Source organism: Sphingomonas chlorellae (assembly GCF_056485145.1).
On sequence record NZ_JBQXXM010000002.1, the window covers coordinates 438,174 to 460,850 of the forward strand.

Annotated in this window: 13 protein-coding genes; 6 read left to right on the forward strand and 7 right to left on the reverse strand. The window is 67.2% G+C overall.

Features of this window, described 5'->3' with window-relative positions; translation table 11 throughout:
- Positions 1–2,677 (forward strand): autotransporter family protein (locus ACT3CF_RS08185; RefSeq protein ID WP_478421756.1); only part of this gene is annotated, 2,677 nt, incomplete at its 5' end.
- A 127-nt stretch (positions 2,678–2,804) separates the two neighbouring features.
- On the forward strand, positions 2,805–3,983 hold the full coding sequence (locus ACT3CF_RS08190; protein ID WP_478421757.1) for a lactonase family protein: 1,179 nt from the start codon (positions 2,805–2,807) through the stop codon (positions 3,981–3,983).
- A 33-nt stretch (positions 3,984–4,016) separates the two neighbouring features.
- Here the strand turns inward: ACT3CF_RS08190 and ACT3CF_RS08195 are convergent, their stop codons facing one another.
- Positions 4,017–4,664 (reverse strand): TetR/AcrR family transcriptional regulator, encoded by a 648-nt coding sequence (locus tag ACT3CF_RS08195; protein WP_478421758.1) that lies wholly within the window; start codon positions 4,662–4,664, stop codon positions 4,017–4,019.
- A 133-nt stretch (positions 4,665–4,797) separates the two neighbouring features.
- On the opposite strand from ACT3CF_RS08195, the gene ACT3CF_RS08200 reads away from it, so the two are divergent.
- The 4 genes from ACT3CF_RS08200 to ACT3CF_RS08215 all read left to right on the forward strand — a co-directional run bounded on the left by ACT3CF_RS08200 (position 4,798) and on the right by ACT3CF_RS08215 (position 11,482).
- The gene (locus ACT3CF_RS08200) at positions 4,798–7,032 is read left to right on the forward strand and encodes a TonB-dependent receptor (RefSeq protein WP_478421759.1); all 2,235 of its coding nucleotides are present in this window, start codon (positions 4,798–4,800) and stop codon (positions 7,030–7,032) included.
- A 23-nt stretch (positions 7,033–7,055) separates the two neighbouring features.
- The gene (locus ACT3CF_RS08205) at positions 7,056–8,609 is read left to right on the forward strand and encodes a long-chain-fatty-acid--CoA ligase (RefSeq protein ID WP_478421760.1); all 1,554 of its coding nucleotides are present in this window, start codon (positions 7,056–7,058) and stop codon (positions 8,607–8,609) included.
- 128 nt (positions 8,610–8,737) lie between these two features.
- A complete protein-coding gene (locus tag ACT3CF_RS08210) occupies positions 8,738–10,135 on the forward strand; it encodes a DUF1254 domain-containing protein (protein ID WP_478421761.1) in 1,398 nt (465 codons plus the stop codon).
- A 36-nt stretch (positions 10,136–10,171) separates the two neighbouring features.
- Positions 10,172–11,482 carry a hypothetical protein gene (locus tag ACT3CF_RS08215; RefSeq protein ID WP_478421762.1) on the forward strand — a complete coding sequence of 437 codons (1,311 nt, stop codon included), beginning with the start codon at positions 10,172–10,174 and terminating at the stop codon, positions 11,480–11,482.
- Positions 11,483–11,577: 95 nt separating this feature from the next.
- Here ACT3CF_RS08215 and ACT3CF_RS08220 read toward each other — a convergent pair whose 3' ends face one another.
- The 6 genes from ACT3CF_RS08220 to ACT3CF_RS08245 form a co-directional block, all read right to left on the reverse strand.
- A complete protein-coding gene (locus ACT3CF_RS08220; RefSeq protein ID WP_478421763.1) occupies positions 11,578–13,047 on the reverse strand; it encodes a leucyl aminopeptidase in 1,470 nt (489 codons plus the stop codon).
- Between the two features lie 224 nt (positions 13,048–13,271).
- On the reverse strand, positions 13,272–14,699 hold the full coding sequence (locus ACT3CF_RS08225; RefSeq protein WP_478421764.1) for a glycoside hydrolase family 30 protein: 1,428 nt from the start codon (positions 14,697–14,699) through the stop codon (positions 13,272–13,274).
- On the reverse strand, positions 14,696–16,957 hold the full coding sequence (locus ACT3CF_RS08230) for a beta-glucosidase (RefSeq protein WP_478421931.1): 2,262 nt from the start codon (positions 16,955–16,957) through the stop codon (positions 14,696–14,698). Before ACT3CF_RS08230 ends, ACT3CF_RS08225 begins: the two co-directional genes overlap by 4 nt.
- A gap of 82 nt (positions 16,958–17,039) precedes the next feature.
- A complete protein-coding gene (locus ACT3CF_RS08235; protein ID WP_478421765.1) occupies positions 17,040–18,092 on the reverse strand; it encodes a LacI family DNA-binding transcriptional regulator in 1,053 nt (350 codons plus the stop codon).
- Between the two features lie 74 nt (positions 18,093–18,166).
- Positions 18,167–19,678 carry a tryptophan halogenase family protein gene (locus ACT3CF_RS08240; protein ID WP_478421766.1) on the reverse strand — a complete coding sequence of 504 codons (1,512 nt, stop codon included), beginning with the start codon at positions 19,676–19,678 and terminating at the stop codon, positions 18,167–18,169.
- Positions 19,679–19,754: 76 nt separating this feature from the next.
- Positions 19,755–22,649 carry a TonB-dependent receptor gene (locus ACT3CF_RS08245; RefSeq protein ID WP_478421767.1) on the reverse strand — a complete coding sequence of 965 codons (2,895 nt, stop codon included), beginning with the start codon at positions 22,647–22,649 and terminating at the stop codon, positions 19,755–19,757.
- Positions 22,650–22,677: the final 28 nt, after the last annotated feature.

A 22,677-nucleotide genomic window follows, 5' to 3' on the forward strand; every position in this document is an offset into this window, starting at 1 on the left:
GACGCCGGCCGCGCCGACCGTGGCGAATGTCAGCGCCGACGTGCCCTATAACAGTGCGGGCCAGGCGATCACGCTGCTGCCGAGCGGCGTCTACACGACGCTCGCCGTCGGGACCGCGCCGAGCAAGGGGACGGTGACGATCAGCGGGACGAGCGCGACCTATGTGCCGACCGCGGGCGCCTATGGCACAGACAGCTTCACCTATACCGCGACGGGCCCGGGCGGCACGTCCGCACCCGCGACCGTCAGCGTGACGATCGCGACGCCGGCCGCGCCGACCGTGGCGAATGTCAGCGCCGACGTGCCCTATAACAGTGCGGGCCAGGCGATCACGCTGCTGCCGAGCGGCGTCTACACGACGCTCGCCGTCGGGACCGCGCCGAGTAAGGGGACGGTGACGATCAGCGGGACGAGCGCGACCTATGTGCCGACCGCGGGTGCCTATGGCGCAGACAGCTTCACCTATACCGCGACGGGTCCGGGCGGCACGTCCGCACCCGCGACCGTCAGCGTGACGATCGCGACGCCGGCCGCGCCGACCGTGGCGAATGTCAGTGCCGACGTGCCCTATAACAGTGCGGGGCAGGCGATCACGCTGCTGCCGAGCGGCGTCTACACGACGCTTGCCGTCGGGACCGCGCCGAGCAAGGGGACGGTGACGATCAGCGGGACCAGCGCGACCTATGTGCCGACCGCGGGCGCCTATGGCACAGACAGCTTCACCTATACCGCGACGGGTCCGGGCGGCACGTCCGCGCCCGCGACCGTGAGCGTGATGATCGCGACGCCGCCGCCGCCCGCCGCTGCGCCGGTCAACGTCAACGCCGCCGGGACCACCGTCGAGGGCGGGGCCAGCGTCGGTATCGATCTCGGACGGCTTGTCTCGGGCAACTTCGACACCATCGAGGTGGTTTCGCCGCCGTCGAACGGAACGCTCACGCTGACCGGGCCGAACGGTGCGCGCGCTGCGGCGCGGCGGGCATTTGCTGCTGCGCAGCCGGAATCGGTCTCGGGCTGGACGGCGACCTATTCGCCGCGGCCCGGCTTTTCGGGCAAGGACAGCTTCCAGTTCGCCGCGGTGGGGCCGGGCGGGCGCTCGGCACCGGCGACGGTGGAGATTACCGTCACCGGGCAGGCGCCCACCGCACAGCCCAAGACCGCCAAGATCGGCGATGCCCAGACCGTCTCGGTCGACCTGACCGAAGGAGCGGTGGGCGGGCCGTTCACCGGAGCGGTGGTCGACAGCGTGACGCCCAGCGACGCGGCGACAACGCGGATCGTGCAGGGCGGAAGCGCCAACGATCCCAGCTATCGCCTCGACATCACGACCAAGGCGCATTTCGGCGGCACCGTCACCGTGCGCTACCGCCTGTCCAACGCCTTCGGCAACTCGGCACCGGCCGTGGTGACGGTCAGCGTCACGGCGCGGCCGGACCCCGCGTCGGATCCGGCCGTCCGCGCGATCTCTGACACTCAGGCCGAGACGGCACGCCGCTTCGCCAGGGCACAGGTCGCCAATTTCATGGCGCGCGCGCAGCAGCTTCATCACGGCGGCGGGGCGACCAATCCGCTCGGCATCTCGCTCAACCTGCGCGATGCCGTGGCGGTGCCGCGCACGCCGGACAATATCGGCCAGGATCCGGCACTATCGGGCGACGACCGCAATCGCGGTATCGCCGGGCGGGCGATGGGCAGGACGGGGGGGCTCACCGATCCGGCAATGCCCGGCCGTCCGATCGAAAGGGCAACCGATCGCGCAAACGCGGCGACGGCTGGTGACGGCGGGGCGGGGCGTCAGAAACAGGGCGCAGACGAAGACGACGGGCGCTCCGGCGCCCGGCCGATCGGATCGATCGCCTTGTGGAGCGGTGGATCGATCGAGATCGGGACGCTCGATCGGCGATCGGGCCGCGCCAAGATCACGCTGTCGAGCGGCGGCCTGTCGGGCGGTGCAGACCTGCGCATCGCCGAGTGGGCGACGATCGGCGTCGGCGGTGGCTATGGCAGCGACGTCAGCCGTATCGACGGCGATGCGGCACGTGTTCGCAGCGATACCAAGGTGTTCGCCGCCTATGGCAGCTTCACGCCTGTCGACGGATCGTTCGTCGACGCGATGATCGGGCACGGCAGTCTGGACTATCGGACGCGCCGCAACGTCGCGGCCACCGGCGCTGTCGCGCTGGGCAGCCGCGGCGGTGACATGACTTTCGGGGCACTGTCGGTCGGGATCGACCGGATCTCGGACGAGACGCGCTGGTCCGGCTATGGACGTTTCGAGTTCCTCGACGGTACGCTCAATGCCTATTCCGAAAGCGGTGCGGATCGCTACTCGCTGCGGTTCGATGCGCGCAATGTCCGGTCACTGACCGGGGTGCTCGGCGGGCGATTCGAGTTCACGCGCGACCTGGGCTTTGCCAAGGTCACCCCGCGCGTCGGGGCGGAGTGGCTGCACGAGTTCAGCGGCGCCGGCGTGCAGGGGCTCGACTATGCCGACTTCGCCGGCAGTTCGACCTATCGCATCCGGAGCGTCGGCTGGGAGCGTGAACAGTATCAGCTGCTGTTCGGCAGCCGGCTGAGTCTGGTCACGCGCTGGATGATCGATATGGAACTCGGTCTGCGCGGCGCGGCGGGTGAGCGGACCGGGCAACTCCGGCTGCGCGTCAGCAAGCAGTTCTGACGTCGGACGGGGCCGCCCGCGCGGCCCATGAACGATCGGGCAGGTTCGCCTGCGGTCGCTGACGGCCACATTGAACCTGCCCCGACGGCGGGCGAAGCTTGCGCTCGCGGCTGAAGCCTTGCCGTGAATGAACTTGCCGGGCGTTCGTGCATTGCCGCGCTTTGACCCGATCGGCGATCCATGGTTGAAGGCTGACATGGCAATTTCCGCATTTTCCGTTTCGCGACGCCTGTTTATCGGTGCTTCGCTGGCCTTGGGAATCGATCCCGCCCTTGCGCGTCCGCGACCGGGTGGTGCGCGATTGATCGCCGGCACTTATGCCAGCGAGGGTGGTCCTGGGCTCGCCCTGCTGCACGCGGAGCGTGACGGATGGCGGGCGGGCAATGTGCTGCGCAGTATCCGCAATGCCTCTTTCGGCGTGCGTTCGAGCAGCCTGGGTGTGCGCTATCTGCTCGACGAGCAGCCGCAAGGCGGGCTTGGGATCTATGACCGGGGGCTGCGACAATTGGCGCGCTTTTCGACGCACGGCGCCGATCCTTGTCATGCCGCGCTGAGCCCGGATGGGCGGATGCTTGCCGTGGCCAACTATACGAGCGGTAGCGTAGCGCTATGGCAACTCGATGCGCGCACCGGCCTGCCGACCGGCGAGGCCAGGCGGATCGAGCACCGTGGCAGCGGCCCCAATCGCGAGCGCCAGGCGGGGCCGCATGCGCACTGGGTGGGATTTGCAGCCGAGGGACGACATCTTCACGCCGTCGATCTGGGTGCGGACGCGATTTTCCTGCATCATGTTACCCCCGGCACACGGAACATCGCCGAAAGTTCGATCGCCTATCAGGCCGAACCCGGCTCGGGACCGCGGCACCTCGCACGGCATCCGCGGCTGCCGATTGCCTATCTGGTGGCCGAACTGGCCAATACGGTGACCATACTCGTGGCCGAACCGGATGGCCGGTTCAACGCCAAGGCGACGGTGGCAACCTTGCCGACCGGATTCGCGGGTGAATCAGCGGCGGCGCATATTGCGCTGAACCGCACCGGCACGCGGCTTTATGTTTCCAATCGCGGACATGACAGCATCGCCGTTTTCGCGGTGGCGTTCGACGGGACGTTGACGCCGATCCAGCATGCCGCATGCGGCGGGCACTGGCCGCGGCTGTTCCTGCTGGACGAGGCGCGCGGCGAGATGCTGGTCGCCAACGAGCGGTCAGGCAACGTCGCCCGACTGCGCTTGCGCGCCGACGGCCGCCTGGCACCGGCGGAGCGTGGCGTGGCCCTGCCGGGCGTGGTGTTTCTGGCGCGCTGAACATTCCTTGCCAGGGCCGCCCTGGCCGGGCGTTCAGCGGCTTGGGCGGTCGAACGGGGTGGCCGGCGGCTCGAGCCCGCGCCAGAAATAGACCATGGCACGCACGGTCTTGCTGATCCAAGCGAGAAACGCACCGTCCTGTGCAGGGTCGCCGCGATCGACCCAGCGAACATAGGCGTCGAGCAGGAAGTTCGTCACCGATCCGGCCAGCACCGCGTTATCGCCCGGCGCCTGCCCCCGCGCCGGATCCATGATCGCAAGCTGCCGTTCGTCGACGCGCGCAATCAGCGCTGCGGTCAGCCGTTCGAGATGCACCCCGAATTCGGGGTCGTGCGCGGCGTGCCGGATCAGCAGCCGCATCGCCGCGGCATGTTCGCGCACGACCGGAAGCGTGTAGGCAAGCCGTTCGGTCCACCAATCGGCGTCCTGCTGATCGGCGAGGAGGATCGCCTCCACGACTTCCTCGAGCACCGCATGGACCAGCTTATCCTTCGATCCGAAATAGCGATAGAGGATCACCTTCGACACGCCTGCGCGCTGCGCGACATGATCCATGGTCGTGTTGCGGATGCCACGCGCGTCGAGCACTTCGGCCGCGGCCAGCAGCAGTTGCTCGCGCCGCCGCACCCGGTGTGCGTCGAGCATTTCCGCATAGCTGGCAGTCTCTTCCTGGTCGCTCACGCACTTGCCTTAACATCGTCGGGGGGGATGCCCAATGCCCCGCCGATAGCATGTTTACTCGAACGGAACACCCTGTTACGCTGAAGTTACAGCGAATCGGCCGCCAAAAGGCCGATCGTGACGGGAGAGAATGATGATGGGCATGATTGCGTGCCGCCACGCCCTGTGGGCGGGGGCAGCCGTTGCGGCATTGGCCTGTGGGATCGCCGGGCCGGCGCAGGCACAGACGACTTCAGCGGAAACCGGTCAGGACAGCACGTCGGCAGCGGCTGCACACGCCGAGCCGTCGTCGGTGACCGACGACATCATTGTCGTGGCGCGCAAACGCGCCGAGTCTATCGAGGATGTTCCGTCGTCGGTGAGCGCGTTGAGTTCGAACGACATCGAACGACTGGGTGTGCGCGATCTTGCCGATCTCACGCGTCAGGTGGCGGGTGCCATGCTGGTGGCGTCGGGGCCGGCCTATCTCAACGATATCACCCTGCGCGGTCAGGGCGGCGGCCGTCTCGGCTTTTCGGAATCGACGACGGGCATCTATCGCGACGGCGTCTATGTCGCCGGCGGCGGCTTCGGCGGTCGTGGATACGACCGTATGGACTTCTATGACATCAATCGGCTGGAGGTCTATCGCGGGCCGCAGGGGGCAATGTACGGCCGCAACGCCGTGGGGGGGGCGACCAACCTCATCACCAACCGCCCGGTGCTGGCGACGCAGGTGTCGGGCAAGATCGGCTATAATTCGGTCGACGAACTCGACGCCGAGGCGACGCTGAACCTGCCGGTTTCCAGCGCGGTGGCGCTGCGCGTCGGCGGCTATCGCGACAAGCAGAGCGGCGGCTTCTACACCGACCAGGTGACCGGCCAGACGATCGACAAGCAGCTCAACTGGGGTGTGCGCGGTACGCTGGGTGCGGGAATCGATACGGCGTCGACCGCGTATCTGACGATCGAGCATTCGCGCTCCGAAGCGCCCGGCTATACCTCGCTGGGGCGCAACAAGGTGCTTGATCCAGATCCGTTCGTCCGGACCGGGCTGAACGTCGTCGACCGGATCAATATCGACAAGACGCGCGCACTCGGCGAGTTCACGCACGATTTCGGTCCGTCGGCGCTGACCGTGCTTGCCGATTTCGAAAGTCGCGACGGCGCGCGAACCGCTGCGGATTTCGACCATTATCTCGGCATTCGCGTCCCCTTTGCCCAGCTTTATGACGCGCAGGGCGAGACGTTCGACCGCTATGGCGGCGAACTGCGCTGGGGTTCGACCGGCAAGGCGCGGTTGTCGTGGCTGGCGGGCGGCGACTTCATGACGTTCACGTCGGAAGTCTATTCGAACCGGACCGGCACGATCACCGGAACCAGCGCCACCGCCAACACGCTGCGCAAGCAATTGCGGTTGCAGCAATCGCGTCAGGAGACGACGTCCTATTCGGTCTATGGCCTGATCGGTTACGACCTGACCAGCCGCCTCAATCTTACCGCCGAGGCGCGGTTCCAGGTGGATCGGATCCATTTTACCTTCCAGCAGATCGACCTCGACCTCACCACCAACGAGGCGATCCCGCTCACCAATTTCGACCGGACCTGGCGGCGCTTCCTGCCGACGGTGTCGCTCAACTACCGGGCATCGGACCGGTTGAGCTTCTATGCCCGTGTCGCGACCGGTTATCGTGCCGGCGGTTTCAATCAGACCCCGGCACAGGGTTATTTCGATCGCGTTCCCTATAATCCCGAGGATATTGTTCAGGGTGAGCTGGGCACCAAATGGCGGGCCGCGCTCGGGCCGGTCGATTTCCGTGGCCAGTTGGCGCTTTATTACGGCGTCACGAAGAACGTGCAGCAGACCACACCGCTGACGGCGGTGAATCCCACCTTCACGCTCGAAAATGTCGGCGACAACCACATCTACGGCGCGGAACTCGAAATGAACGCGTCGACGCGGGTCGCGGGCGGGCGGTTCAGCCTCGGCTTCAACCTTTCCGGAGAGCGCGGTCGTTGGCATGACGGCGCGACGATCATCTATCAGGGCCGCGTCCTCGATCTTTCGGGTCGCTCGACCCCACGCACGCGGGACTACATCATCAACCTGACCGGCAACTATGATCACGAACTGGGCGGCGGGCTGAGTGCTGTATTCACTGCGAGCTATCAGACGGCAGCAGGCGGGTACGACAACGCCTCGCTTGAGCGGGAAAGCCAGAATTATTCGATGCTCGATCTTTCGGCCGGAATCCGGGCCGAACGCTGGTCGCTTCTCGGCTATGTCAAGAACGTTACCGACGACCTGTTCTATACCGTCGAGGTCAGCGGCAACGACTTCTACAACACGCCGCGCACCTACGGCGCGAAGTTCAGCTTCAACTGGTGATGGGGGAAGGCAAGGTGGCGACCGTGCCGCAACCCGTCCGCCCGGGCGTCGTCGATGCCCTGTTGCGGGCGACCGCGCAGCGGCTTCCCGGCGCTGCGGCGATCGGTCCGCGGGATGCGGCGATCGACTTCGCCACGCTTGACGCGCGCGTCACGCGGCTCGCCGAACGTCTGGGGATTGCGGGACGGCCTGGCGACCGTGTCGCGATCCTTGGCCGGAACTCGCGGGAGCAGGTCGAATTGCTGTTCGCCTGTTTCCGGGCGGGGCAGGTGGCGCTGCCGATCAACTGGCGACTGAGCGCGTCGGAGATCGGCTATATCGTGCGCCATGCGGGGGCGAGCAGGATCTTTGCCGATCGCCAGTTCGCCGCCGCATTGCAGGCGGCCGCGCCAGATCTTCCGGTCTGCTTTTTCGACGATCCCGGGGCTGATGGGTTCGCGGCGTGGCGCGATACGCCCGCAACCGCGCGCGCACCGGAACTGCCGACGCCGCAACCGGACGATGTGGTGCTGCAGATGTACACCAGCGGGACCACCGGCCTCCCCAAAGGCGTGATGCTGACCAACGCCAACGTGATGGCGTCGATTGCGGCGTTCAGTGAGGGGGTGATGGCGCTCGATGCCAGCGACGTGATCTATGCCCCTGCGCCGATGTTCCACATTACCGGGATCGGCCCGGTGTTGCGAAGCGCCCAATCCGGCGCACGGCTGGTCTTCGATTCCGGGTTCGATCCCGATCGTGCCGTGCGGCTGATGGCCGATGAGCGCGTAAGCTATACCACACTTGCGCCCGCCATGATCCAGGCATGCCTGGCAGCCCCTGCGATGGCGGATGCCGACCTGTCGGCACTGCGGCTGATCGTGTATGGCGGTTCACCGATCGCGCCCGCAGTGCTGATTGCAGCGCAGACGCGGATGGGCTGCGACTTCGCGCAATGCTATGGCCTGACCGAAGCGACCGGTCCGGTGACGTTGCTCGATCCCGACGATCATCGCGGCGACGAGGCGTTGCTGCTGTCGTGCGGTCGCGCCGCAGCAGGGATCGAGATCCGGATCGTCGACCCCGATGGAGCGCCGCTCGGCGCCGGGGAAACGGGCGAGATCGTGATCAGAAGCGCCGTCGTCATGCCCGGTTATGCAGCCGATGCGGACGCCACCCGCACCACCATCCGCGACGGCTGGCTCTACACCGGCGATGCCGGCTATCTCGACGCGGACGGCTATCTCTACATCCGCGACCGCGTGAAGGACATGATCGTCACGGGAGGCGAGAATGTCTATCCCGTCGAGGTCGAGAATGCGCTGCACGATCACCCCGAGATACGCGACGTCGCCGTGATCGGCATTCCCGATCCGCATTGGGGCGAGGCGGTGACGGCGCTGGTCGTGCCCGCGCCTGGCTCTGCATCGGTGGACGGCGCGGCGATCATCGCCTTTTGCCATCAGCGGATCGCAGGGTTCAAATGCCCGAAATCGGTGCGCTTCGTCGACGCGATCCCGCGCAACGCGGCGGGAAAGATCATGCGGCGCGAATTGCGGGCGCCGTTTTGGGAAGGGCAGGCGCGCGGCGTCGGCTGAACGGTCTCGCATGGATCGCACCCGGGCGATGGGGCTGGTGCGATCCGTGCGAGACCGCCAGTCTGGCGCCGCCGGGAGATGCTGGAATCGAAAGCGCGCCGCGAAGGCGCGTGCGACGGGAGAGAGGGATGATCGAACTGGAATCGGAGCGCCCGTTGGCGCTGGCACGTCGCCGCGAGTTGCTGATGGGACTGGCCGCCGCCCCCCTGTTGATGAGTGGGGCCGCGAGCGCTGCCGCACGTCGGTTCGGGACCGCCGAGGACGAGGGCGACCCGGCGATGCGTGCCGCATTCTTCTATGCCTTCACCCTGTACGAGTTCGCGCGGACCGAGCAGACATTGGCCCGATGCTTGCGACAGTCGGGCGTAATCAATCAGATCACTGCGCGCACGGCGCTTTCCGATCCCACCAAACGGGTGGTGACGGCACCCAACAATGATACCATCTATTCCTCCGCATTCCTTGATGTGTCGTCGGGGCCGGTGGAGGTCGTGGCGCCGGACGTGCCGTCCCGCTATTTCTCGATCCAGTTCATGGACGCCTTCACCGACAATTTCGCCTATGTCGGCACCCGGGCGACGGGCGGCCGTGGCGGCCGTTTCTGGGTGGTCGGGCCGCAGTGGCGCGGCAGCGCGCCGGCGGGCGTGACATTGTTCCGCTCAACGACCAACGACGTGTGGATGCTGGTACGGATCCTGGTCGATGGCCCCGACGACCTGGCGGCCGCGGTGGCGATCCAGCGCCAGTTTGCGGTCGTGGTGCCCGCCGACCGGGCGCCGCCGCGCGGCTTTGTGAACGAGGCGGTGCGTGAGGTCAGCGATCCGCGCAACTTCCTGGCCGTGGTGAACGAGATGCTGGCGCGTTCGCCTGGCGCGCAAGGGCATCTGGCGCGGGCAAAGCGGTTTGCCGCGCTGGGTATCGGTACCGAACGCGAGCCGGATGCAGCGGTGCTCGCGCGCTGGGCTGCCTATTTCCCGATCGGGCTCAAGACGCTGCGCGATGCCTTCCTCTTTCGCGACCTGGTTGTCGGCGGCTGGACGTACCAGCCGCGCGGCGTCGGCAATTTCGGTGACAATGACCGGCTTCGCGCCGCGATTGCACTGGGCGGCATCGCCGCACTGGGTGAGGAAGAAGCGATGTACTTCCACGCCAGCTTCGATCCTGCCGGCCAGCGATTGTCCGGACGCGACGCCTATCGCTGGCGGATCCCCGCGGCGGGGATTCCGGTGCGGGGATTCTGGTCGTTGACGATGTACGATGTCGAGCCGGACGGCCGCTATTTCCTCGTCGAAAACCCCATCCACCGCTATTCGATCGGCGATCGCACGCCGGGGCTGGTGCGCGGCGCCGATGGCAGCCTGGAGATCGTGATCCAGCACACCCAACCCAAGGGACCGCTCGCGGCGAACTGGTTGCCGGCACCGGACGGACCGATGCGGCTCGCCTTGCGTGCCTATTATCCCGACCGGTCGCTGATCGACCGGCGCTGGAAGGTGCCGCCGCTTGTTCGCGCCCAGCCCCTGTAACGATATGGTGAAGCCGGGAGCGCAAGGAGAACGGTGATGGCCGGATCGGGCGGAACGACCCGACGCGAAATGCTCGGCGGCGCGGTGGTGTCCGCCGCGCTGCTGGGGCCTGCAGCGCAGGCGGCGGCGACGACGCCAACGACAACTGCAACGGCCGGGGATCGGGTCGCAGCCGATCTTGACCGCTATCTTGGCTTCGGCAGCATGGCCTCGGGCGGGCCGGGCGATCGTGCGTGCGGCGAATGGATCGAGGCGGAGGTGCAAGCGGCGGGGTATCGTACCCTGCGCCAGCCCTTCGATGCGCCCTATTTCGAGGCGACGCGTGCCGAACTGGCGATGCCGGGTACCCGCACGCCGGTGCTTCCGCAGGCGATTGTCGTGCCCACCGGAGCGGCAGGGACAAGCGGACGGCTGATCCGGATCGACCCGCGCGTGCCGGTTGGCCGTGATCTCACCGGATGCATCGCCCTGATCGACCTGCCCCATGCGCGTTGGTCGAGCCTGCTCGCGCGACCGATCGCGACGACGCTGGCGGCGCTGCGGACGCGCGGCGCCGCGGCGGCGGTGCTGATTCCCAACGGGCCGACCGGCAAGGCGATCGCGTTCAACGCGCGGGCGGACGCGCCGATTTTCGATCGCCCGCTCGCGGTGCTCGCACCCGAGGCGGCAGGTCTCTGGCTGGCGGCCGCCGAGCAGGGCGTCGTCGCCACGCTGACCGTCGACGGGACTGGCGGGCGTCGGCCCGCGTTCAACGTCATCGGGCGGCTCGAGCGCGGCGCGGCATCATGGCTGGTGCTGTCGACGCCGCGTTCGGGCTGGTATGGCTGTGCGGGAGAACGCGGACCGGGCGTCGCGGCATGGCTGGCGCTCACGCGCTGGGCCGCGCGTGCCTTGACCGGCGTAAACGTGATAACGCTGTGCAATAGCGGTCACGAATATGAGTATCTGGGCGCCGAGCATGCGCTGTCGCTCGTCCCGCCGCCGACGCAGACGCGACTCTGGTTTCACCTGGGCGCCGCCGTGGCGGCGCGCGATTGGCATGAACTGGGTGGGGGCCGCCTGCTGGCGCTGCCGACCGCAGATCCCCAGCGTTACCTGATGGCGAGCGCGCCGCTGGTTGCCGCTGCGCGTATGGCATTTGCCGGCCTGCCCGGGTTGGAGGCTGCTTATCCGGCCAACGGCAATGCCGCAGGCGAATTGGCGAACATCGTGGCGGCAGGCTATTCGGCCGCCGGCATCGTCGGTGCGCACCGTTATCATCACACGGTCGAGGATGACCGGCGCTGCGTCGATCCGGCATGGGTGCGGCCGGTGATCGCGGCAGCGCAGCGTTTTCTGGCGGAATAGCGTAATCGCGTCGCGCGACTGGTCTGTGGACGGACCGGGCCGAGGTGATGACGCGCCCCCGCTGCGCGGTCGCACGGCGGGGGCGCATGTTCCGATCAGCGCTCGATCACGTCCTTGACGAACTGGTCGAGCAGCCGGACACCGTAACCGGTGGCACCCTTGTCGTAGAGCGTCCCCGCCTTGTCGGCCCAGGCGGTGCCGGCAATGTCCAGATGCGCCCAACGGACGCCGTCCTGGATGAAGCGGCCGATGAACTGCGCGGCGGTGGTCGATCCGCCTTCACGCGGACCGACATTCTTCATGTCGGCGATCGGCGAATCGATCAGCTTGTCGAACGCCGGACCCATCGGCATCCGCCACAGCTTCTCGCCCACCTTGTCGCCTGCGGCCGCGAGCGCCGTGGCCAGTCCGTCGTCGTTCGCGAACAGACCGGCATATTCGTGGCCCAGGCTGATGAGGATCGCCCCGGTCAGCGTCGCCAGATCCACGATCGTGCGGACCTTGTACGTCTGCTGGACCCACCAGATCGCGTCGCACAGCACCAGCCGGCCCTCGGCGTCGGTGTTGATCACCTCGATCGTCTGTCCCGACATTGAGGTGACGACGTCGCCGGGGCGCTGGGCGTTGCCGTCGGGCATGTTCTCGACCAGTCCGCAGACGCCGATGACGTGCGCGCGCGCCTTGCGCAGGGCGAGTGCCTTGATCGCGCCGGCGACCGCACCGGCGCCGCCCATGTCCCACTTCATCGACTCCATGCCGGCGGCAGGCTTGATCGAGATGCCGCCGGTGTCGAAGGTGACGCCCTTGCCGACAAAGGCGACCGGCTCGGCAGTGCCGCCCGTACCGTCCCATTTGAGGCAAAGCAGCCGGGGCGGGCGGGCCGAACCCTGCGCGACCCCGAGCAGGGCACCCATGCCGAGCTTGTGCATCGCGGCCTCGTCGAGCACCTCCACCTCGACGCCGAGTTCGGTGAGCGCCCGGCAGCGCTCGACGAAGCTCTCGGGGTAGAGAATGTTCGCAGGCTCCGCGACCAACTCGCGCGTGAAGGCCGCGCCCTCGGCGGCGGCACGAAGCGGCGCCCATGCTGCCTCGGCGGCAGCGATCGCCGCCTCATCGACGACGATCTCGACCGTGGTGAGCGTCGCGCGCTCCCGCTCGGGCATGCGCGTGCGATAACGGTCATGGCGCCAGCTGCGGATCACCGCCCCTTGCGCGAAGCGGGCGGCGGTTTCGCCCTGAAGCGCCGCATCAAGGCCGCGCAGGTCGATGACCAGCCCGGCTTCGCCCGACGTCAGCAGCCGCCCGACCAGCGCCGCACCGGCGGCTTCGGCTGCGTTGTCGCTGCCCGTGCCGACAATGAGCAGACGACGCAGCGTGCCGTCGAGCGTGGCAAGGACGTCGATCAGGCTGCCGGGCTTGTCTTCCAGACGTTCGGCGGCAGCTTCGACCACGGCCCGCGCCGTGTCGTCGGCGACCAGTGCGGCGAGCGGCTGTCCGGCCGCACGCGGCAGCGCGCGCGCGCGGATATCGGCCGTCGGCGTGGCGGTGAAGTGGATGGTGAGCAAGCGGGAACCTTTCCAAACTGGGCCGGCATCGTGCCTGCGCCTGGCGCAGGGGGAGGTCGGCCAGAACCGAGGATCGGGCGCGCGGCGGATCGATGCCGACACACCCCATGGCCGATCAGCATAGTCGCGCAACGGGGCGGAGGGAAAGCACCGATCGCCCGACGCGGCGTGCTGTGGTTCGCCGCGTCGGGGAAGCTAAGGGTTGCCGCAGGGCCGGTTGAGCCTCAGCGGGCCGGGGATCCGCGCCAGACAAGCGTCACCGCGGCGTGGCGCGGCAGCTGGTGCTGAAACGCTGACGCGCCCTGCGCGACGGTGAACGTCTGCGACCGATCAGCGGCATTATAGACGAGCAGGACCAGGCTGCCGTCGCGATTGGCAAAGGCGACGCTCGACAGGTCGGCGGTGCTCGTCGATTCGATCCGGACCGCCCCCGGGCGGACGAAACGGCTCAGATGTCCCAGCGCATAATATTCGGGCTCACGGACCACGGTGCCCTTTGCCGGATCGATCGTGACCACGCCGCGGCAGTTGCCGCAGCCGCCCTTGTGCGGGCCGGAATCCGGATCGAGTGCGAGATTCCACAACAGCACGCCGCGGGCCCAACCCCGCGTCGATCCGATCATCAGGTTCTTCACCACGTCGCCGAAGCCGGTATCCCAGCCGGGACGCCAGCCCCCGCCCGAACATTCGGTGAAGAAGGTTTCCTTGTCGGGATATTTTTCGTGCACGCGTGTCTGGGCGCTCACGTCTCCGCCATAGCAATGCCAGGCGATGCCGTGGACATAGCGCGCCGCCCGCGGGTCGCCGAGCACGGTTTCGGGCTGCTGCGGCTGATCCCAGTTATGGTCCCATTCAAGGATCCGGGTGTCGAGCCGTGCGGCGGCGAGCGCAGGGCCGAGATGGCCGCCGACGAAGCGGGCGCGGTCCGTGGCGGGCCAGCGCATTCCCGGATAGTCGCCGGGCGAGAAATCGGGTTCGTTCTGGATCGTCAGATAACGGATCCGTACCCCCTCGGCTGCATAGGCCTGGAGATAACGGACGAAATAGCGCGCATAGACGTCATAGGCGTCGTCGCGCAGCGTTCCGCCGATCATCGAACCGCCGGTTTTCATCCAGCCGGGCGGACTCCAGGGGCTTGCCATCACGACCAGTCCCGGGTTGATCCGCAATGCATGGCGCACGGTCGGCAGCACCGTGGTGCGATTGGGGGCGATCGAGAAATGACGCAGCTCCGGATCGCGTGCGCCCGGCGGCATGTCGTTGAAGCTGTAGTGCGTCGGCGAGAAGTCCGACGCACCGATCGTCAGCCGGGTGAAGTTGAGGCCCAGCCGGCCCCGGCCGACGCCGAACAATTCGTCGAGCAGCGCAGCGCGCCGTGCCGGCGGAAGTTGCTGGATCAGGATCGCCGACGCGTCGGTGATCGACGCCCCGAAGCCCACGATGCTCTGGAAACGGCGCGACGGGTCCACCGTGATCCGCGGGCCGGCGGCCGGGCCCCGCGTCACCGTGACGGGCGCCAGGCGCTGTTCGGTCGCCGGGTCGGTCTGCCACGCGGTGACGCTGGGCCGCGGCGCCGGCGGGCGCGCCTGGGCGACGCCGCCCAGCGCGCCCGCGGCGGCGAGCACCGCCCCGATCAGGCGGCGGGCGTTCACGGCTGCATCTCGACGGCATCGAGCGCGACGGTGCCGCTCAGCGCAGCATCGCCCGCATGGTGCCCGACGGCGACCGGATAACGTCCAGCAGCCACGCGCCAGCGCTGGGCCTTCGTGTCGAAGTCGGCGATCACGCGGGGGTCGACCGTGACCGTGACGCGGCGCGTCTCGCCCGGCGCGAGTTCAACCCGCTGGAAGCCAGCCAGGCGCACCGTCGGCCCGTCGCGGCGGCCCGCCGTCGCATAGACCTGGGGCGTATCCGCGCCCGCCACCTTGCCGGTGTTGGTGACGGTGAAGCTGACGCGGAGCTGGCGCCCGCCTTCGAGCTTGAGCGCACCATAGCGGAACTGGGTGTAGGACAGGCCATAGCCGAACGGGAAGAGCGGCTTGATTCCGCGCTTCAGATAGCTGCGATACCCGACGGCCGCGCCTTCGGCATAGGGAACGTCGGGCGACAGGTCGCGCTCGACCATGCCATAGGTGCTGCCGGCCTTCTGCGCGGCATCGGCCGCCTTCATCGCTGCGAGGCCGGGAATGGTCGGCCGGGGCGCCTGCGCCTCGCTTGCCGGGAAGGTCATCGGCAGGTGGCCCGAGGGATTGACGGCGCCGAACAGGATGTTGGCGATCGCCTCACCCCCGCGTTGGCCCGGATACCAGGCCTGCAGCACGGCGGGGACGCGCGCCAGCCAGGGCATCAGCACCGGGCCGCCGGTTTCGAGCACGACCGCAGTCCGGCGATTGGCCGCCGCGACCGCCTCGATCAGCGCATCCTGGTTGTCGGGCAGCGCCAGCGTCTCGATATCCTGCGCCTCGGTGCGCCATTGCCAGGCAAAGACGATCGCGAGGTCGGCGTCACGGGCCGCGGCGGCGGCGGCCTTGGCGTCGAGCCCGTCGAGATAGGTAACGGTCGCGCCCGGCGCCATCGCACGGATCGCGGCCAGCGGCGACGAGGCGTGCCAGGTGACGCGCGCGAACGACGCGGCGGCACCTTCCTTGAGCGGGATTTCGACCGGCGCACCACCCACCGAGCGAACCTGGCTCGACCCGCCGCCCGACAGCACGCCGACATCGGCATGGGCGCCGATCACCACGATGCGCCGCGCGGTGCGGGCGAGGGGAAGCAGGTTCCCTTCGTTCTTCAGCAGAACGCTGCCCTTTTCTGCCGCTTCCTGCGCAACGCGCGCATGGCTGTCATAATCGATCGGCTGCGCCGTCAGCGGCACCGGGTTGTTGATGAGGCCGGTGCTGACCACGCCCCACAGGATCCGACGGTTCATGTCCGCCAGCCGCTCGGCCGGGACGCTGCCCTGCGCGATCGCGTCGGCAAGCGGCTGGCCGAAATACATGGCCTTGTCGAGTTCGCGACCCGATTGCTGGTCGAGACCGGCATTTGCCGCCTTGACCGTCGAATGCACCGCCCCCCAGTCGCTCATCACCCAGCCGCGATAGCCCCAGTCGCGCTTGAGCACCTGGTTGAGCAGCCAGTCATTCTCGCACGCCCAATGGGTGTTGATCTTGTTGTACGAGCACATCACCGAGCCCGGCTGACCGCGCTCGATCGCGATCTGGAAGGCAAGCAGGTCGCTTTCGCGCAGGCTTGCCTCGTCGATCTGGGCATTCATCGTCGTACGCAGCGTTTCCTGCGGGTTGAGCGCGAAATGCTTCACAGTCGACACGATATGGTTCGATTGGACGCCGCGGATCGATTCACCGGCCAGGATGCCGGCAAGCAGCGGATCCTCACCCAGATATTCGAAAGTACGACCACCCCAGGGATCGCGCGTCAGGTTGACGCCCCCGGCGAGCAGGACGTTGAAGGTCTTGGCGCGTGCCTCGGCGCCGATCATCGCACCCGAGCGATAGGCGAGATCGGGATCGAAGCTGGCGGCAAGCGCGAGGCTGGCGGGCAGGGCGGTCGCGGTATCGCCCTTGCGCTGTTCGACCTGATTGGCGACGCCGAGGCTCGCGTCGCTTTCGCGCAGCGTCGGGATGCCCAGCCGCGGGATACCGGGAACATAGCCCGCCGAGGGGATCATGTCCGCCGGGCGATCCTTGCTCATCGGCGGGAAATAGCCGAAGACGTAGCGAAGCTGTTCCTCGCGCGTCATCTGCTGGACGAGGGCATCGGCCCGGCGGCCGGCCTCGTCAGCGACCGGGGCGGATGCGCCGGGAGCCTGCTGGGCGACGGCGGGCAGTGCGGCGGCAAGCGCCATCGCCGAAGCCGCGAAAAACGACAGCCGGATATGGTTGGACGGCATCATGATCCTCCCCATTCTTATTGATTCTTCGATATTGGAAGCGCTTCCAACGCTTCAATCATCCCCGGTGGGACGTTGAATGTCAACGCTGGACAGGCTGGGCCACCGATGCGCGCTCGACGATCGAGAAGGGCAGTTGCTCGCACGATCCCGTCGACGCGGGGGGCGCAGTGCCGGTGCGGAGCCCGGCGATGATCTGCATCGCGCGCGCGCTCATTTCCTGGATGGGCTGATGCACGGTGGTAAGCGGCGGCCAGACCAGTGCCGAAACCGGCGTGTCGTCAAAACTGGCGATCGAAAGGTCGCGGGGAACCTGGAGCCCGTCGCGATGGGCGGCGAACAGCGCGCCGACGGCGGTATCGTCGTTGGCACAGAGGATGGCCGTCGGCCGCGGACGGGTGGCGATCAGCACCGGCAGCAATTCGGTCCCCGACCGAAAGGTGAAGTTGCCGCGGCACGATACGACAGCGTCGCTTTCCAGTCCCGCTTCCTTCAACGCGCGCCATGCGCCGGCGAAACGCCGTTCGGCGGCAAGATGTGCCGCCAAGCCCCGGATGAAGCCGAAGCGGTGGTGGCCGAGCCCGATCAGGTGACGGGTCAGCGCAAAGCCTGCGGCCTCGTCGTCCATGCCGACCGCCGGGACGCTGCAACTGGCAGGCTCGCCGGGGGAGATGCACACGACGGCACGACCGTCGACCGCCAGCGTCTTGACGAGCCGGGGCCAGTCCGAGAAGGGCGGGGTCAGGATCGCGCCCGAACAGCGGCTTTCCTCGACCAGGTGGCGGATGCGCGCCTCGACGTCCGCGCCGGTCTGGACGACCGAATGGGTGACGAGTTCGAACCCCGTCTGCGCGCAGACGCGCAGCGCGCCGATCTCGAGCGCGGCGTGGTAATAGGAATTGGGTTCGTTCTCCGTGTCGCAGGAGGTGATGAGGAGCACCGTGCGGTTGGCGCCGCCCGCCAGAAAGCGCGCCTGGAGGTTGACCTGATAGCCGAGGGTCTGCACCGCCTCGAGCACACGTTCGCGCATCCGCGCGCTGACGTTGGGACCGTCGTTGAGCACGCGCGACACCGTCGCCCGCGCGACGCCCGAAAGGCGCGCGACATCGTCGATCGTTGGCCTGCGTTGCGTCAAATCCGCCTTCCCCCACCCGACCTTAGCGTCGCAAAGCGGCGGTGCGAAAGTCCTTTGACGCGTATCAATGTGTGTCAGGCCGAAGGGGCCGCGGCGGGGCAGCAATCGGCGACGAAATCGGCGTGCGCCGGCATGACGGCGACGCAACGTTCGATCACGTCGGCGATGTTGGCCAGATAGCGTTCGATTTCGGGAAGCGGCGTCACATCGACCAGCGGATCGGGCGCGCGCGGGATCACGCCCTGGCCGATCAGCACCTGAATCCAGCTTTCCTCCGCAAACAGTTCCTCGTCCTCGCGGAAGATGCGGCCGTTGGCGGCGAACAGCGCCATCTTGCGCGCCAGTGTTTCGGGGACGTCCATCGTGCGGACATGGCGCCAGAACGGCGTGTCGTCGCGTTCGGTAGCCTTGTAGTGCAGGATGATGAAGTCGCGGATCCGCTCGAACTCGAACTGGGTCTGGCGATTGAACTCGGCGATATTGGCCGGATCGAAACCGGCGTCGGGAAGCAGGCGGACCAGCCGCAGAATCCCCGACTGGATCAGGTGGAGCCCCGTGGATTCGAGCGGTTCGAGAAATCCCGCCGACAGGCCGATCGCGACGCAGTTCTTGACCCAGGCGGCGCGACGGCGGCCGGGGACGAAGCGCAGCCGCCGGGGTTCGCCGGCGATCGGCGCATCGAGATGGTCGAGCAGGATCGTCTCGGCCGTCGCGTCGTCCATGTAGCGGCTCGAATAGACATGGCCGTTGCCGGTGCGATGCTGGAGCGGGATCCGCCACTGCCACCCGGCGGGCCGGGCGCTGGACCGGGTATAGGGCGTGAAGTCCGCCGACCGCGCACTCGGCACGGCGATGGCGCGGTCGCAGGGTAGCCAGTGGCTCCAGTCCTCGTAACCCGCGCCGAGCGCCTGTTCGATCAGCAATCCGCGAAAGCCGGAGCAGTCGATGAACAGATCCGCCTCAAGCCGGCTGCCGTCGGCGAGCGTGACCGATTTCAGAAATCCGCTGTCGCCGTCGACCGCAACGTCAACGATCCGGCCCTGGCGCCGTTCGACGCCGCGCGCCTGTGCATATTCGGCCAGATATTCCGCATAAAGGCCGGCGTCGAAATGGAAAGCATAAGCGATCTGGCCGATCGGGCTTTTCGGCATGTCGGGTCGCGGCCGCATGAAGCGATTGGCAAGCGCGGCCGAACAGTTGATCGAATAACGATCAAACGGCGCGACGCGCCCTTCGGCGCGGAGACGAAGCCAATAATGATGGCAGCGGAGCCACTCCAGATCCTGCCCGATCGGGCCGAAGCCGTGGACATAGCTGCTGCCCGGGCGCAGCCAGTCGTTGAACTGAATGCCCAGCTTGAAGCTGCCCTGCGTGCGGCGGAGGAAAGCGTTCTCGTCGAGGCCCAGCAGATCGTTGAAGATCTTGATCGCCGGAATCGTCGCCTCGCCGACCCCGACGGTGCCGATTTCGTCCGATTCGACCAGCGTGATCGCGTACAGGCCCTTGAACAGCCGGGCGAACATCGCGGCTGTCATCCAGCCCGCCGAGCCCCCGCCCGCAATGAGGATGCGCTGCATCTGCTTCATGGCCTGCAGACCTAATGGAAAAGAGGATCAAAAGGCCAGGGGCGACGATCGCCGCCGCCCCCGCAGGAGGAGACTATTAGAAGCGGTAGTTGAGCCCAAGCAGGAACTGCCGCCCGTACTTTTCATAGGTTTCGAGCAGCGACCCGCCATTCTGGGTCTTGGTGCCGCCGCCATCGAGGCCGATGCGCGTGCGATAGGGCGAGTCGGTCAGGTTGTTCACCTGGAACAGCACGCCCAGTCCGTTGAGCGCGCCGCTCTGGAAGGTATAGCCGATCTGGGCGTCGACCTGCTTGTCCGCCAGAATCTCGGTAAACCCGCGCGTGGCGAACAACTGCACCACCTCGCCCTTGAAGCCCGAACGGTAACGCTGGCTGATCCGCGCCTGGAAACCGTCGCGCTCGAAATAGGCGGTGAGGTTATAGACGGTGCCCGACAGCCCCGGAATCCGCACGGCCTGCGTCGGATCGGGGTTCGACGTCGGGTTGAGGTCGGAGTCGGTGAGCGACAGGCTGCCCTGCAGCCCCAGCCCGTCGAGCGCGTGCGTCAGCGTGCCGAAGTTGAAGGCGCCGCTGAATTCGAGCCCCTTGACCGTGCCGCCCTTGCCGTTCGCCGGCAGCGTGATCTGGCCGATATTGCTGATGATCACGCCCGGCGGGATCGACGAGGCGTTGGTCGGCAGCGGAATACCGGTGAAGTCGAACGTCCCCGACTGGTTGTAGATGTAGGTCTTGATGTCCTTGTAGAAGCCCGCGATCGAAATATAGGTCGTGGGCGTCACATACCATTCATAGGCGACGTCGAGCGCGTTGGCCCGCCACGGCTTGAGCTTGGCGTTGCCGCCCGATGCCGACCACGGGTTGACGGTCGTGCCGGGGGCGCAGGGCTGGCCCGAGCAGACAAGCGCATTGAACCCGGGCGAGACGTTGGCGCGGAGATCGTCCATGCGCGGACGCGCCATCGTCTTCGACGCCGCAAAGCGCAGCCGGTGCCCGCCGCCAAGATCATAGATCAGGTTCAGGCTCGGCAGCACGTCGGTATAATCGGCACCGTCGCGCGTGGGCGTCGGCACCACCGGCTTGCCGGCCTCCAGGGCGTTGATGATCATGCCCTCGGAACGCTGGCTCTGGTTGACGACCTGAACGCCGACATTGCCGCGCAGCCGGCCCCAGTCGATGTTCGCCTTGGCGTGCCAGGTGATCACGTCCTCGCGGATCGACCAGCTCTTGTCGTAATAATTGGCATCGCGGATCGGGCTGACATTGTAATAGGTGCCGATCAGGTCGGTCGGATTGAACGACAGCACCGGACCCAGCCCGACAAAGTCGAGATTGGTCGGCTTGATGAGCATCGACGGGTCGACATAAACCTGCTGGCGGCCGTTCTTGAGGAACAGGTCATTGTCGTCGACGGTCTTGTTCTTGTCGCGGTGCGTCCAGTTGACGCCGATTTCGAACCCGCTGAAAAAGCCCTCGACCTCGTGGCTGAGGCGCAGGTCGAGCGAATAGACCTTTTCCTCGACCTTCGGGAAACGGATCGCGCCGTCATGGCCCCAGCCGCTCCACGGCGCGCGGTCGCCCAGCGTCATCTTGGCGGCATCGGCATAGTCGAGCCCCGCGGCATAGGTCGGGAAACCTTCGTCGGGGGTGCGGAACTTCATGTTGTCAAAGGTGCGCCCGACGTCGGGCGTGGCCTGGCTCACGAAGCCGATGCCGCGGCCATAGCCGGCATAGGTTTCGAGAATCTGCTCGTCGCGCTTGTTGCGCGAATAGGACAGGTCGGCGACGAAACGCGTGCGATCGTCGAGCTTGAACTCGTTGTTGAGGCCGATCGAGAACAGCTCGTCGTTGCGCTTGTTGTTGTCGTTGCGGATGATCGGCGCGACGCCGACCTGCGTGCCGCTGACGCCCAGCTTGGAGCCGCCGCGATCCTCGGTCGTGACATCGGTGAAGATGAGATTGTCCGCCCAGGGGTTCGAGAACCACTGCGCGCCGCGCGTCACTTCGTTCTGCTTGAACTTGGAATAATAGACGTCGACGGTGCCGTGATAGGCCTCGCTCGGCTGCCATTCGAGGATGCCGATGAACGCGTCGCGCTGGTTCGAGCGCGAGGTGACAAAGGCTTCCTGGCCGTTGAGCATCAGCGCGCCGTCAGCGCTGTCTGGCAAAATCACGTTGCGGTCGGGCTTGCCGTCGCCGTTGGTGTCCTGATCGGCGAAGGCTTCATAGCCATAGGCCTTGAAGTGACGGTTGCCCGACGGGGAATCGAGCCGGGCATAGCCGAGCGCGATCCCGAGCGTGCCGTTGGCGAACTGGTCGATATAGCTCGCGCTCGCGCGATAACCCCAGTTGCGGACGTCGTCGTTGAGCTTCTTGCCCTCGGTGCGCTCGCCGCGCAGGTTGAGCGCGATCGCACGCTTGCCGAAGCTGAGCGGGCGCACCGTGCGCAGGTCGGCGGTACCCGACAGGCCCATGCCCGAAATCTGCGCGTCGGGCGTCTTGTAGATGACGACGCTCGACAGCAGCTCCGACGGATACTGGTCGAACTCGACGGCGCGGTTGTCGCCCGAGCTGGCCTGCTGGCGGCCGTTGAGCAGCGTGGTGGTGAAATCGGGCGCGAGGCCGCGGATCGAGATCACCTGGGCGCGGCCGGCGACACGCTGGGCGGCGAGGCCCGGCAGGCGCGCGATCGATTCGGCGATCGACACGTCGGGCAGCTTGCCGATGTCCTCGGCCGAAACCGCCTCGACGATCGAGGTCTCGTTGCGCTTGAGGCTGATCGAATCGGCGATGCCGCGGCGGATGCCGGTGACGACGATTTCATCGCCCGCAGGGGCATCGGCCTGGGCGACGGCCTGTCCGTCGTCGGCAGGCGTCTCCTGAGCCGCCGCAGCGACGGGGAAAGCAAGCGCGGAAGATGCGAGATAGAGCGAAAACAGCGTCGTAAAACGACGCGCGGACGCGGTGCGGATCATTGTCTCTCCCCTGCCCGGCGCTGGAGCC